The sequence below is a fragment of the Kitasatospora sp. NPDC032150 genome, assembly GCF_055579945.1.
In genome coordinates this window covers 160,024-174,205 of the sequence record NZ_JBVIMH010000013.1, presented here as the reverse complement: position 1 = coordinate 174,205, position 14,182 = coordinate 160,024, and the positions used below count along the sequence as shown (strand labels likewise).

Annotated in this window: 9 protein-coding genes and 1 pseudogene; 7 read left to right on the top strand and 3 right to left on the bottom strand. The window is 71.2% G+C overall.

Annotation, left to right across the window (positions count from 1 at the left end):
- Window positions 1-359: 359 nt before the first annotated feature.
- Together ACZ5ON_RS17755 and ACZ5ON_RS17750 are read right to left on the bottom strand one after the other, a co-directional pair.
- Window positions 360-563, bottom strand: a complete 204-nt coding sequence (locus ACZ5ON_RS17755) for a hypothetical protein (protein WP_465592811.1) — start codon at window positions 561-563, stop codon at window positions 360-362.
- Window positions 564-900: 337 nt separating this feature from the next.
- Complete coding sequence (locus ACZ5ON_RS17750; protein WP_465592808.1) at window positions 901-2,274, bottom strand: FAD-dependent oxidoreductase; 1,374 nt, start codon at window positions 2,272-2,274, stop codon at window positions 901-903.
- A gap of 262 nt (window positions 2,275-2,536) precedes the next feature.
- Between ACZ5ON_RS17750 and ACZ5ON_RS17745 the strand changes: the two genes are divergently transcribed.
- Window positions 2,537-3,016, top strand: coding sequence for a hypothetical protein (locus tag ACZ5ON_RS17745; protein WP_465592805.1), 480 nt, complete (start codon window positions 2,537-2,539; stop codon window positions 3,014-3,016).
- Window positions 3,017-3,107: 91 nt separating this feature from the next.
- On the opposite strand, the pseudogene ACZ5ON_RS17740 reads toward ACZ5ON_RS17745, so the two are convergent.
- Window positions 3,108-3,356 (bottom strand): annotated as a pseudogene (locus ACZ5ON_RS17740) (helix-turn-helix domain-containing protein); the annotation flags it as partial.
- A 320-nt stretch (window positions 3,357-3,676) separates the two neighbouring features.
- On the opposite strand from ACZ5ON_RS17740, the gene ACZ5ON_RS17735 reads away from it, so the two are divergent.
- From ACZ5ON_RS17735 to ACZ5ON_RS17710, 6 genes are all read left to right on the top strand, one after another.
- The gene (locus ACZ5ON_RS17735; protein ID WP_465592888.1) at window positions 3,677-5,767 is read left to right on the top strand and encodes a HelD family protein; all 2,091 of its coding nucleotides are present in this window, start codon (window positions 3,677-3,679) and stop codon (window positions 5,765-5,767) included.
- A 160-nt stretch (window positions 5,768-5,927) separates the two neighbouring features.
- Complete coding sequence (locus ACZ5ON_RS17730; RefSeq protein ID WP_465592802.1) at window positions 5,928-7,613, top strand: acyclic terpene utilization AtuA family protein; 1,686 nt, start codon at window positions 5,928-5,930, stop codon at window positions 7,611-7,613.
- The gene (locus tag ACZ5ON_RS17725) at window positions 7,610-9,208 is read left to right on the top strand and encodes an acyl-CoA carboxylase subunit beta (protein ID WP_465592799.1); all 1,599 of its coding nucleotides are present in this window, start codon (window positions 7,610-7,612) and stop codon (window positions 9,206-9,208) included. Before ACZ5ON_RS17730 ends, ACZ5ON_RS17725 begins: the two co-directional genes overlap by 4 nt.
- Window positions 9,209-9,218: 10 nt before the next feature.
- Complete coding sequence (locus tag ACZ5ON_RS17720; protein WP_465592796.1) at window positions 9,219-11,144, top strand: acetyl/propionyl/methylcrotonyl-CoA carboxylase subunit alpha; 1,926 nt, start codon at window positions 9,219-9,221, stop codon at window positions 11,142-11,144.
- A gap of 94 nt (window positions 11,145-11,238) precedes the next feature.
- Window positions 11,239-12,399 (top strand): acyl-CoA dehydrogenase family protein, encoded by a 1,161-nt coding sequence (locus tag ACZ5ON_RS17715; protein ID WP_465592793.1) that lies wholly within the window; start codon window positions 11,239-11,241, stop codon window positions 12,397-12,399.
- A 101-nt stretch (window positions 12,400-12,500) separates the two neighbouring features.
- Window positions 12,501-14,090: an AMP-binding protein gene (locus ACZ5ON_RS17710; protein ID WP_465592790.1), complete on the top strand. Its 1,590-nt coding sequence runs from the start codon at window positions 12,501-12,503 to the stop codon at window positions 14,088-14,090.
- Window positions 14,091-14,182 lie beyond the last annotated feature (92 nt).

The window sequence follows — 14,182 nt, the reverse complement described above, 5'->3', positions numbered from 1 at the left end:
GTAGCGGACCTGGCATTCCGGGCTGCCATCGCCCGGGGTCCGGGACGGTGTGTGACACGGGTTGAGTGCCAGCGACTCCGGTCGGCCGAGTGGGACGCCATGCGGATGTGGCCAACGCCGGGGTGGAGTGCCGCCGATGGCGATCGGCAGGACCAAGCACGGACGAAGAAGGCCGGTGGCTGCTGCCGGCAGGTGCTCCGTGGCCTCAAGTGCGCTGGGCTGCCGGGCGGTTGCTTGCCCGTGAAATGGCGGCGCCCGCACATTGCTGCGGGCGCGGCCATCGCCTCATTGCCCGCCTGAGAGGGCGATCGCCCACTCCTCCCACTCCCGCTCGGCCTCGGCCAACTGCTGAAGGCCTGTCAGCAGGCTGGTGTCGAGACGGGCGCGCCTGCATCCGAGCTGGTGGCCATCGAGGAGTCGGAACTGCTCGCCGCCGGTGTCCAGTCGTGGAAGCACCTGCCGTTCTGGATGCCGCCGGAGACCGCCGGGACGGCCTCGCGGACGGAGACCACCACGGCGCGCCGAATGGGCCTGCCGAGCAGGCCGATCGAGGAGACCGTCACGGATCTCCGGGCCTGGATGCGCGAGAGCGACCCGGACGTGCTCCCGAACGGTGAGAGGGCTTACGGGCTGCCCGTCGAGCTGGAGGAGCGCCTGCTGCTCCGAGTCGGGCCGGCGGACCAAACCTGGGTGCAGCCACTGGCCAAGCCTCGGTGGCTGTTGTTGCCGACAGCTGGATGGAAGACTGCCCGGCGTGATCGAACCGGCCATTCAACCACGTCGATTCCCGACGCGGGTCGTCGACACCGTCCACTGCGGGTTCTCGATTACGGGCCTGAGTGTCGACAGACCTTCGTTTGCCGACACTTGAGCGTCGAAGGTGCGGCGCCGGGCACTCGCTCAGCCTGGGATGAGTGCATCCCACTGGTCTCGGGTCGGGCCGTCGTGCTGTGGCGAGAAGTCCGGGTGGGCAGCCAGCCAGGCGGTGACGTGTCGGTCCACCTCGTCGGTGCCGTAGGCGTCGTCGGCCGGTTGCAGGAGATGACGCACCTGGGCCCGGGCTCTCATGACGACGGGGTCGTCGAAGGCGCAGGCGGCCAGGGCGGCAGCCCGCCGATCCGAGGATGGTGAGCTGTCGGTGAGGCGTTGCTCGTTGACGCGGTCGGCCGTCACCTGCGCGTCGAACCACGGGCGGAGGGTCTGTGCGGTCCAGGTGTGGTAGCCGATGGGGTCCGCGGCGATCTGGTCGACATGGGTGGCGATGTGCTGGGCGGCACGCAGGCCGAGGGCCACGCCGTGGCCCAGGGTGGGGTTGGTGTGGACGAGGCTGTCCCCGGCGTTGACCAGGCCGGTGACGATGGGTCCGTCATCGTCGGCGAGGGCGGTCCAGCGGTTGTCCAGGCCTGCCATCGCCAGGACGGCTGTCTGCGGTTCGGGGTCCAGGTCGAGCCAGGCGGCGGTGGCGGGGAAGCTGCGGGCGGCGGCCTCGAACACGGCGGGGTCGGTGAGCGCACCTCGGGTCGGATCGCCCGTGGAGAGCACCAGGTTCACCGCGAAGGTGTCGTTGTCGGAGGGGAAGACGCCGGCGAGCGCGAACGGTGCGGCCGAGCCAGCCTTCACCCGCCCGGGGTCACGCGGGCCGTCGGCACGCAGACGGTACCAGCGGCACAGGTAAGCGATCCCGGCGCGGTGGCTGTCGACCACGGGCGGGCGGCAGCCGGCCGCGATCAACCAGGCGGGAACCGGCGAGCGACGACCGGCGGCATCGACTACGAGGTCCGCCTGGTGCATTTCCGCGCCCACTTGCACGCCGGTGATCCGGGCAGGGTGGCCCTCCCGGAAGGTGAGGGCGCGCACCCGGCAGCCTCGCCGCACCTCAACGGTGTGTTCCCGCCGCACGGCTGCGGTCAACGCGGCCTCCAGTACGATGCGGCGGGTGCGCAGGGTCACCAAGTCCTCATCGCCGGCCCGACGCGGCGGATGCTCGCCGAACCAGTCGAAGTCGTGGTACTCCCGGGCTCCGCGTGCCAGCAGGTCCGCGTAGACATCAGGGGTCTCGGTGCGCAACACGGTGCGCACGGGCGCGAGGAACGAGTGGGGCTGGACGGCCTGCGGGACTCGGGGCCTGTCCCAGTGGAAGAAATCCCGGTTAAGGTCCTCTCCGGCCTGCCGCGCGTCCTGCTCGAACAACGTGACCATGTGGCCCCGCCGGCCGAGCATGAGCGCCGTCCCCAGCCCGCTGGTGCCCCCACCGATCACCGCAACCCGCGCCACTGAGCTCCCCTTCGCGTCGTGTTGCGGAATGATCTTACTGCTTGGCGATCCCCGGTCGAGAACCGGCCTCGTCCGTCGTGGTGCGGGGCGGGGTACGGCAGCGACCGGCGTACGAGGACGGCGGCCCCGGGATCCACGGCGCCTGTCACAGTCAGGACACCAGCCCTGCGCGCACCACGCCTTTAACTCCCGCGTGGGCACCCGTCGATCCGAGGAGAAAGCCGTTCGCACGCCAACGCGAAGTACAGGCACACTGCTCGGCGTGACAGAACCGGAAGCGAAGACCGACGGCCCCCTCGAATGGTGCGTCATAGCCAACGTGGCTCCCCAGACCACCCACGGCCCCGACGGTGACGTCCAGTCGGGCCTCAAGCACTTCGCGCCGGGAGCAAAGCTCTGGGTCTTCCCACCCAAGTACCAGGGCGACGATGACCGGGTCCAAGTCGTCGGCATCCATCGGGGGAGCCGCACTCGGTACGTCAGCATGATCCTCCTCCGGCGCCACCTGGAGAACTTCCGGATCAAGGGCCTCCACAGCCCCGCAGTGCAGCAGGCGAAAGAGCGAAGCTGCTACTGGAACTGGGACCGAGTGTGGTGCTGCCCGGAGATGATCCACCCCTGGGTCGACCGGTGGAACGCTCTCGCGTCCGGCACGCAATCCCGGGAGTTCCCACCATGGCCAGTCCGGCAGACGTCCGGCAACGCCGGACCATGTCCGCACCCCGGCTCCCACACGGCCTGATACGGCCAAGGGCAACCGGGTCTACCTGCCGGTCACTGAGGGTGTCTTTTTCGGCCACCCGCCGCTTGAGCACGGACAGCGACCGCTGTCAGCCGATCCGCTCGGCGATCACCGTGGCTGGCATCCGCGGGAACTCGGCCAGCAGCTCGCGGATCGCGGACTCCGCCTCGTCCACAATCGAGCCCTTCGGTGCCCGCCGGTACTTCGGCGGGTCATCGCTGGCAACCGCCCGCCGGACGGTGTTGCGTGCAATCCCCAAATGCCGCGCGATCCCCTTGATCGACATGCCTTCCGAGGGGTGGAGCCGCCGGATCTCAGCCCAGTCCTCCACGCCAATCACCTTCTTCCTCCTGACACGCATAGAGCCAGGTTGATCACTCGATCACGGAAGGGGTCACTTTTCATCGACCGTTAGGGGGTCACGGTTGGGAGATCGCCGACATTCGTCATCGATGAGAGCTTCCCGTGGACAGTCCTCCGGTTCTGTGCCAACAATCTGGAGTCATTGAAGAATTCGATTGCGAATTGATTTCGAATATGACCAGCGGTCATCCGATCCCCTCCGTCGAGCCGAAGGGCACATTCAACCCGGGCAAGTCAATATTTACTTTCCCGGATTCCGTCTGCATAGTGTCGTTTCGAACGGAGAGGGGGCTTTCCTTGTCGCAGGTCAATGACAACGCCGCACGCCAGGTGGAGCTGGAGCGGGCGCAGGTGTCCGTCATCGGCGAGCTGTTCGACGAACGGCTCGCCGGGGCACGGGCGCAGCTGGGGCGTGTGCTCGGGTCGCGGGCGGGCAGCGCGGGCGAGGTGTACGAGCGGGAGGTGGCGGCCGGGCGGCTGGCGGGTGAGGTGCGCCGGCTGGAGGGAGCCGAGGGCGGGTTGGTCTTCGGCCGGATCGACCTGGCCGACGGGACCGCGCTGCGGATCGGGCGGCTGGGCCTGCAGCGGGAGGAGGACGAGCTGCCGGTGCTGGTGGACTGGCGGGCGGAGGCGGCGCGGCCCTTCTACGCGGCGACCCCGGTTCATCCCATGGGGCTGCGGCGCCGCCGTCATCTGAGCCTGACGGGCCGCACGGTGGTCGGGGTGAGCGACGAGCTGCTGGACGGCTCCGCTCCCACGGTCGGGGACGTCGTCGGGGACGGCCCGCTGACGGCGGCGCTCCAGGAGCGGCGTACGGGACGGATGGGCACGGCGGTCGCGACGCTCCAGACGGAGCAGGACGCGATCGTCCGGTCGCCGCACCGTGGGGTGACGGTGGTGCAGGGCGGCCCGGGCACCGGAAAGACGGTGGTGGCGCTGCACCGCGCCGCATACGTGCTGTACGCGTTCCCGAAGGCGGCGGAGCGCGGTGTGCTGGTGCTCGGGCCGAACGCGCGGTTCCTCGAATACATCTCCAAGGTGCTGCCCTCGCTCGGGGAGAACGACGTGGTCCTGGCGACGTGTGAGGAGCTGGCCGGTGTCGTGCCGGGTGCTGTGGGCCGGTTGGAGGCTGCGCGTCTCAAGGGCGGGGCGGTACTGGCGGATGCGCTGGCCGAGTTGGTCCGCTCGCGACAGGCCCCGGACGGAGAGTTCACGGTCCGGGTCGGGCAGGAGTGGATTCGCCTGGAGGAGGGGGATGTCGCCGGGGCGCGGCAGGCGGCACAGGCGAGCGGCCTTGCGCACAACCAGGCGCGCCGGTTGTTCCGGGAGTTGCTGGTCGACGCCCTGACCAGCGCGCTGGCCCGCGGCACGGCCGAGGCGCTGGAGCGCATCGACGCCGAGGTCGCGCAACTCACCGGGGTCGATCTCGACCGGATGGCGGCAAGGGATCTGCGCAACCTCGGTGTCGACGACGCGCCCGCCACGGGGGCCGATGAGTTCGACGCCGACGCTGTCCGCGCCAACCTCCTGGACGACCCGTACATCGACCGGGCCGTCGAAGACCTCTGGCCGCGGCTCGTGCCAGGCGATGTCGTCAGTGCCCTGCTGTCCGACCCCGATGCGCTGGCGGCACACCTGCCGCAACTTGACGATGACGAGCGGGCCCTGTTGCTGCGTACGCCCGGCGCGCCGTGGGCCGATGCCGACGTGCCGCTTCTCGATGAGGCGGCGAGCCTGGTCGACGGCCCGCCCGAGCAGATCTTCGGGCACGTCGTCGTCGATGAGGCGCAGGAGCTGACCGCGATGCGGTGGCGGATGATCGTGCGCCGGTGTCCGGGCAGGTCGATGACGCTGGTCGGCGACTTTGCGCAGGCGGGCCCGGCGACGGTGGCACGGGACTGGAACGAGGCGCTCGACCCGCACGTCGGCCGGCGCTTCGACCTGCGGACGCTGACCGTCAGCTACCGGACCACGCAGGAGATCCTTGCCACCACAGGGGCGTTGCTCAGTCGGATCGCGCCGGGCCAGTCGCCGATCCGATCGATCCGTCATGGTGACGCGCCCCGTGCTGTCACGGTGGCTCCGGAGCGGCTCGCAACCGATCTCGTCCGGGAGCTGCGGACGCAGGCTGCCGCGCATCCGGGCGAGTTGCTGGGGGTGATCTGCGCGGACGGAAGGATGGAGGAATTGGCGGCCTCGGGGGTCGAGCGGTACGCCCGGCTGGTACCGGCCTCCGAGGCGCGCGGTCTGGAGTTCGACGAGGCCGTCGTGGTCGACCCGGACGGCATTGTCGCCGCCCGCCCCGCAGGCGAACGGGACCTGTACGTCGCCCTCACCCGGGCCACCAAGCGGTTGTGCACGGTTGCCGTTCAGTCGGCCGAAGCGTAGGGAGTGCGGTTCGCAGGAAGTTGGACAAGTTGGCTTCGGGCCGAGCGAGTTGCCCGGCGAGGAAAACAAGCATGCACGCTTGCTTTATTGCCCACCCGCTGCCAGGCTGCTGCCCGTTGGTGCGACGGTGCGAGACACGCGGCGGCAGGGGAGACTTGCGGTGTTGCGGATCGGCAATGCGTCAGGCTTCTACGGGGACAGGTTCTCCGCCTTCAGGGAGATGCTCATCGGCGGTGGGCTTCACGTGCTCACCGGGGACTACCTGGCCGAACTGACCATGCTGATCCTTGCCCGGGACCGGCTGCGGGATCCGCAACTCGGCTATGCCAGGACGTTTCTGCGGCAGATGGAGGAGTGTCTCGGGCTGGCGCACCAGACGGGGGTGCGGATCGTGGTCAACGCGGGCGGCCTCAATCCGGGCCGACTGGCTGACGCGCTGCGCGAGTTGGCGGAGAAGCAGGGTATTCCGCTGCGGGTGGGACAAGTCGTCGGCGACGATCTGCTGCCCAGGGCCGCCGAGTTGGGGCTGCCGGACGGTCTGCTGGCCGCCAACGCCTACCTCGGCGCGTACGGGATCGCCGAGTGCCTGCGCGGCGGTGCGGACCTGGTGGTGACCGGCCGGGTCACCGATGCCGCGCTGGTGGCCGGACCGGCCGTCGCGCACTTCGGCTGGGGCCCGCAGGAGCTGGACGCCCTCGCCGGGGCGGTGGTGGCCGGCCACGTCCTGGAGTGCGGAGCCCAGGCCACCGGCGGCAACTACGCGTTCTTCCAGGAGCACGACGTTCGCCGCCCCGGGTTCCCGATCGCCGAGATCGAGGCGGACGGCAGCAGCGTCATCACCAAGCACCCCGGCACCGGCGGCGCCGTCACCGTGGAGACCGTCACCGCCCAGCTGCTGTACGAGACCGGCGGGGCGCGCTACGCGGGACCGGACGTCACCGCACGGCTGGACACCGTACTGCTGACCCAGGACGGACCCGACCGGGTCAGGATCAGCGGTGTGCGCGGCGAGGAGCCGCCGCCCACCGTGAAGGTCGGGCTGAACCGACTGGGCGGCTGGCTGGGCGAGGTGGTCTTCGTCCTCACCGGGCTGGACATCGAGGCCAAGGCGGCCCTGCTGCGGGAGCAGCTGGAGCAGGCGATGGACCCGCGCCCGGCCGAGCTGCGCTGGACCTTGGCCCGGACCGACCACACCGACGCCGGTACCGAGGAGACCGCCTCCGCCCTGCTACGGCTCACCGTGCGGGACAGCGATCAGCGTCCGGTCGGGCGCGCCCTGAGCAGCGCGGCGGTGGAACTGGCCCTGGCCAGCTACCCCGGATTCCACCTCACCGCCCCACCCGGCCCCGGGACTCCGTACGGGGTGTTCGAGGCCGTTCACCTGGACGCCGGGGCGGTCGCCCATCTGGCCGTACTGCCGGACGGGCGCAGCGTTCCGGTACCGCCGCCGACCGCGACCCGGGAACTCCGGCCCCTCGAACAGCCGTCGCTGCCACCGCCGCCCGTGCCGGGCCCGACCCGCCGGGCGCCGCTCGGGTTGCTGGTCGGGGCCCGCAGCGGTGACAAGGGCGGGGACGCCAACCTCGGTGTCTGGGCCCGCAGTGAGCCAGGCTGGCGCTGGCTCGCGCACACCCTGACCGTCGACCTGCTGCGCCGACTGCTGCCCGAGACGGCGGGGCTGACCGTCACCCGGCATCTGCTGCCCAACCTGCGCGCGGTCAACTTCACCATCGAGGGCCTGCTCGGTGAGGGCGTCGCCGCGCAGTCCCGGTTCGACCCACAGGCGAAGGCGCTGGGGGAGTGGTTGCGCGCCCGCCACCTCGACCTTCCGGAGGAGTTGCTGTGACCGTCCTGACCACCCGGCTGGATCCGGCCGGGCCCGAGTACACGGCCAACCGGGACGCGATGCTCGCCAAACTGACCGAGCTCGACACCGAGCACGCCAAGGCGCTGGCCGGCGGCGGGCCCAAGTACGTGGCACGGCACCGCAGCCGGGGCAAACTGCTGCCGCGCGAGCGGATCGAGCTGCTGATCGACCCGGACTCGCCCTTCCTGGAACTCTCCCCGCTCGCCGCCTGGGGCAGCGACCACCCGGTCGGCGCCGCGCTGGTCACCGGTATCGGCGTGATCGAGGGCACCGAGTGCGTCATCACCGCCAACGACCCGACCGTGCGCGGCGGCGCCAGCAACCCGTGGACGCTGCGGAAGGCCCTGCGCGCCAACGAGATCGCCCTGCACAACCGGCTGCCGCTGGTCAACCTGGTCGAGTCCGGCGGTGCCGACCTGCCCAGCCAGAAGGAGATCTTCATCCCGGGCGGTGCGCTCTTCCGTGACCTGACCAGGCTCTCGGCGGCCGGAATCCCGACCGTGGCGGTGGTGTTCGGCAACTCAACCGCCGGAGGCGCGTACGTGCCCGGCATGTCGGACCACACGGTGATGGTCAAGGAGCGGGCCAAGGTCTTCCTCGGCGGTCCGCCGCTGGTGAAGATGGCCACCGGGGAGGAGGCCGACGACGAGTCGCTGGGCGGCGCCGAGATGCACGCCCGCACCTCCGGGCTGGCCGACCACTTCGCGCTGGACGAGCCCGACGCGCTGCGGACCGCCCGCCGGATCGTCCGCCGCCTGCACTGGCGCAAGGCCGGACCCGGCCCGCGACTCGACGCACCGCCGCCCAGGTACGACGAGGAGGAGCTGCTCGGCATCGTCCCCGGTGACCTCAAGATCCCCTTCGACCCGCGCGAGGTGATCGCCCGGATCGTCGACGGCTCCGACTTCGACGAGTTCAAGCCGCTCTACGGCCCGAGCCTGGCCACCGGCTGGGCCACCCTGCACGGCTACCCCGTCGGCATCCTGGCCAATGCGCAGGGCGTGCTGTTCAGCGCCGAGTCCCAGAAGGCCGCCCAGTTCATCCAGCTGGCCAACCAGCGTGACATCCCGTTGGTCTTCCTGCACAACACCACCGGCTACATGGTCGGCCAGGCGTACGAGCAGGGCGGCATCATCAAGCACGGCGCGATGATGATCAACGCGGTCTCCAACAGCAAGGTCCCGCACCTGTCGGTGCTGATGGGCGCGTCGTACGGGGCCGGACACTACGGGATGTGCGGACGGGCCTACGACCCGCGCTTCCTGTTCGCCTGGCCGAGCGCCAAGTCGGCGGTGATGGGACCGCAGCAGCTCGCCGGCGTGCTCTCGATCGTCGCCCGGCAGTCGGCGGCGGCCAAGGGACAGCCGTACGACGAGGACGCCGACGCCGCGATCCGGGCCATGGTGGAGCAGCAGATCGAGGCCGAGTCACTGCCGGTCTTCCTGTCCGGACGGCTCTACGACGACGGCGTGATCGACCCGCGCGACACCCGCACCGTGCTCGGGCTCTGTCTCTCCGCGATCCACAGCGGCCCCGTCGAGGGCACGCGTGGCTACGGCGTCTTCCGGATGTGAGGGCTGACTCATGATCAACTCCCTGCTGGTGGCCAACCGGGGCGAGATCGCCCGCCGGATCCTCAGGACCTGCCGCGAACTCGGCATCGCCACCGTCGCCGTCCACTCCGACCCGGACGCGGACGCTCCGCACGTCCGCGAGGCCGACACCGCCGTACGGCTGCCCGGAGCCGCACCCGCCGACACCTATCTGCGCGCCGACCTGGTCATCGAGGCGGCGCTGGCCGCCGGGGCGGACGCCGTCCACCCCGGGTACGGGTTCCTGTCCGAGAACGCCGGGTTCGCGCGCGCCGTCCAGGCCGCCGGGCTGACCTGGATCGGTCCCTCACCCGAGGCGATCGCCGCGATGGGCTCCAAGACCGAGGCCAAACGGCTGATGGCGGCGGCCGGGGTCCCCGTGCTGACCGCCGCCGCCGAACCGACCGAGGACGATCTGCCGCTGCTGGTCAAGGCGGCGGCCGGCGGTGGCGGACGCGGTATGCGGATCGTCCGACGGCTGGCCGACCTGCCGGACGCGCTGGCCTCGGCCCGAGCCGAGGCGGCGAAGGCCTTCGGTGTGGCCGAGGTCTTCTGCGAGCCGTACCTGCCGACCGGACGCCATGTCGAAGTCCAGCTGCTGGCCGACCACTTCGGCACGGTCTGGGCCCTGGGCGAACGGGACTGCTCACTGCAGCGCCGCCACCAGAAGGTGATCGAGGAGGCCCCGGCACCGGGCCTGTCGCAGCGGGTGAGGGCCGAACTCCACGCCGCCGCCGTCGACGCCGCCCGGGCCATCGGCTACACCGGCGCCGGGACGGCCGAGTTCCTGCTGGCACCCGACGGCCGGATCTTCTTCCTGGAGATGAACACCCGCCTCCAGGTCGAGCACCCCGTCACCGAGTGCGTCACCGGCCTCGACCTGGTCGCGCTGCAACTGCGCATCGCCGAAGGCGAGGCACTGCCCGCCGAGCCGCCCGCGATCCGGGGCCACGCGATCGAGGCCCGGCTCTACGCCGAGGACCCCGAGCGCGACTGGCAGCCGCAGACCGGCACCCTGCACCTGCTCCAGCTCCCTGACGCACCGGCCGAGTTCACCACCGGGACCGGGGACACGGGGCTGCGCCTGGACTCGGCGACCGCCGGGCCCGCGGTCATCGGCGTCCACTACGACGCCATGCTCGCCAAGGTGATCGCCTGGGCCCCGACCCGGGCCGCCGCCGCCCGCCGACTGTCCGACGCGCTCAGCCGCGCCCGCATCCACGGGCTGACCACCAACCGCGAGCTGTTGGTCGCCGCGCTGCGCCACCCGGCCTTCCTGGACGGCCGGCTGCACACCGGCTTCCTCGCGGAACACGCCGCCGAACTCGCCCCCGGTCCGCAGAAGCACACCCAGCTGGCCGCGCTCGCCGCCGCCCTCGCGGACGCCGCCGCCCGCCCCGGCGCCTTCCCGTCCGGCTGGCGCAACCTGCCCTCCGGGCCCCAGCTCAAGCGCTACCGCGGGTCGGACGGCACCGAGTACCAGGTTCGCTACCGCCACACCCGCACCGGCCTGCAGGCCGAGGACCACCCCGATGCCCAACTGCTCGCCGCCACCCCAGAACGCGTCACCCTCCGCACCGGCGGCCTGACCCGCACCTTCGAGATCGCCGTCCACGAGGACACCGTCCACCTCGACTCACCGCTCGGCGCGGTCGCCCTCACCGCACTCCCGCGCCACCCCGAGCCCGCCGTCCACACCGATCCCGGCGCACTGCTCGCCCCCATGCCGGGCACCGTGGTCCGGATCGCCGTCACCGTCGGCGAGCAGGTCGAGGCCGGCCGGCCGCTGCTCTGGCTGGAGGCGATGAAGATGGAACACCGGGTCTGCGCGCCGGCCGACGGGCTGCTCACCGAACTCCGCGTCACCCCCGGCCAACAGGTCGAACTGGGAACCCTGCTGGCCGTCGTCCAGCCCTGACGACCAGTCAGGTATTCACTGGATGCGCGACGCCACGGCCGGCTCCCCGGGCTGATCGTCCATGCGAAGACCACCCACGGAGAGGACCACACCCATGTCCGTGTTCACCGAATCCCCCGAGCGCCAGGCCCTGCGCCGCGCCGTCTTCGAGCTCGGCCGCCGCTACGGTGCCGGGTACTTCCAAGCCAAGGCCCGGGCCGGGCTGCCCACCCAGGAACTCTGGGCCGAAGCCGGTAAGTTGGGCTACCTCGGAGTCAACATCCCGGCCGAGTACGGCGGTGGCGGCGCCGGCATCAGCGAACTGGCCATCGTCCTGGAGGAACTGGGTGCCGCCGGAACGCCGTTGCTGATGCTGGTGGTCTCACCGGCCATCTGCGGCACGGTGATCGCCCGGTTCGGCACCGAGCAGCAGAAGCGGCAGTGGCTCCCCGGACTCGCCGACGGAAGCCGCCGGATGGCCTTCGGCATCACCGAGCCGGACGCCGGCTCCAACTCCCACCGGATCGGCACCATCGCCCGCCGCGACGGCGCCGACTGGCTGCTCTCCGGCCGGAAGGTCTTCATCTCCGGCATCGACCACTCCGACGCCGTCCTGTTCGTCGGCCGAACCGAGGACGCCACCACCGGCAAGCTGAAGCCCGCCCTGTTCATCGTGCCCCGCGACACCCCGGGCTTCGAGTACCGGCCCATCCCGATGGAACTCGTCACCGCCGAGAAGCAGTTCCAGGTATTCCTGGACGACGTCCGGCTGCCCGCCGAGGCGCTGGTCGGGGACGAGAACGCCGGGCTGATGCAGCTGTTCGCCGGCCTCAACCCCGAGCGCATCATGACCGCCGCCTTCACCCTCGGCCTCGCCCGCCAGGCGCTCGGCTCCGCCGTGGAGTACGCGCGCACCCGCACCGTCTGGGACACCCCGATCGGAGCGCACCAGGGGATCGCACACCCGCTCGCCCAGTGCGCCATCGAGGTGGAGCTCGCCCGGCTGATGATGCAGAAGGCCGCCGACCTCTACGACAACGGTGACGACGTGGCGGCGGGCGAGGCCGCCAACATGGCCAAGTACGCGGCGGGCGAGGCCGCCTGCCGCGCGGTCGACCAGGCCGTGCAGACCCTCGGCGGCAACGGGCTCACCCAGGAGTACGGCCTGGCCGCCCTGATCGCGGCCACCAGGGTCGCCCGGGTGGCGCCGGTCAGCCGGGAGATGGTGCTCAACTACGTGGCCCAGCACACCCTGGGCCTGCCCAAGTCGTACTGACCGGTCGGCCCCGCCGGGTACGCGCTCTGTTCCCGGCGGCTGCCGTTGGCCACCCTGGGGTAGCGAGTACTCGTACCGATCCCGCCGAACCGGAGGCACGTATGGCGTTCCGCAGCGACCGACCCGACATCGCCCCTCTCGAACTGCCGATCCACGACGCGGTACTGGCCATCGCGGAGCGGTACGCCGAGATCCCCGCACTCGTCGACGGCGTCACCGGGGAGTCCGTCAGCTACGCCCAACTCGACACCAGGAGCCGGCGGGTGGCGGCCGGACTGGCCGAGGCCGGTGTCCGCAAGGGCGATGTGGTCGCGCTGTACAGTCCCAACACCATCGCCTACCCCGTCGCGCTGTACGCGGCCACCAGGGCCGGGGCGACCGTCACCACCGTCAGTTCGCTGGCCACCGTCAAGGAGCTCACCGGCCAGCTGCGCGACAGCCGGGCCCGCTGGATCGTCACCGTCTCCCCCTTCCTCGCGGCCGCCGCCGAAGCCGCCGGCGTCCTCGCGGGGGAGGGGCAGCCGATCCAGGAGATCTTCGTCTGCGACCGGGCCGAAGGCCACCGCTCACTCACCGACCTGCTCGCCTCCACCGCTCCCGAACCGCAGCCGCGGATCGACCCGGCCACCGACATCGCCGTGCTGCCGTACTCCAGCGGTACCACCGGACTGCCCAAGGGCGTGATGCTCAGCCACCGCAGCGTCTCCAGCAACTTGTTCCAGACCGAGTCGATGCGCCGCACGGAACCGGGCGAACGCATCCTGGCGGTCCTGCCCTTCTTCCACATCTACGGTTTCACGGCCCTGCTCAACCAGCCGCTGCGCAGCGGCTCCACCGTCGTGGTGCTGCCCCGCTTCGATCTCGAACAGTTCCTGCGCACCATCCAGGAGCAGCGGATCGAGGGTGTGTTCGCCGCACCGCCGATGATCCTGGCGCTCGCCAAGCACCCGCTGGTCGAGCAGTACGACCTCTCCTCGGTCCGCTACGTCCTCAGCGCGGCCGCCCCGCTGGACGCCGACCTCGCCGAGGCCTGCGCCCGCCGGCTCGGCCTGCCGCGCATCCACCAGGGGTACGGGATGACCGAACTCTCGCCGGTCGCCGCCGTGATGACGACGGACGACCCGAATCCGCCGTGCGGCACGGTCGGCAAGCTGGTGCCCTCCACCGAACTGAGGGTGACGGCCCTGGACGGCTCCGGCAAGGACCTCGGCGTCGGCGAGCGGGGCGAGTTGCTGTTCCGCGGGCCGCAGGTGATGCGCGGGTACTTCGCCCGGCCGTCCGAGACCGACGCGATGATAGACGAGGACGGCTGGCTGCACACCGGCGACATCGGCTACCTGGACGAGCGCGGCTACCTCTTCGTGGTGGACCGGGTGAAGGAACTGATCAAGTACAAGGGGTACCAGGTGGCCCCCGCCGAGCTGGAGGCGCTGCTGCTGGCACACCCGCAGATCGCCGACGCCGCGGTGGTCGGCGTCACCGGCGAGGACGGGGAGGAGCGGCCCAAGGCGTACGTGGTGCGGACGCCGGGCAGCGCGCTCACGGGTGAGGAGGTCATCGACTACGTGGCCGGGCAGGTGGCCCCGTACAAGAAGATCAGGGCGGTGGAGTTCCTGGACGCGGTACCCAAGTCGGTGTCGGGGAAGATCCTCCGCCGCGAGCTGCGCGACCGTGCGCGGCAGACCCGGTAGCGCACCTCGCACCGCCGGATGGTGCGGGGGGAGCGCGCGACGATATGAGCACCCGGACGCCTCCCGAGCAACCGCACGGCACCCCCGTAGCG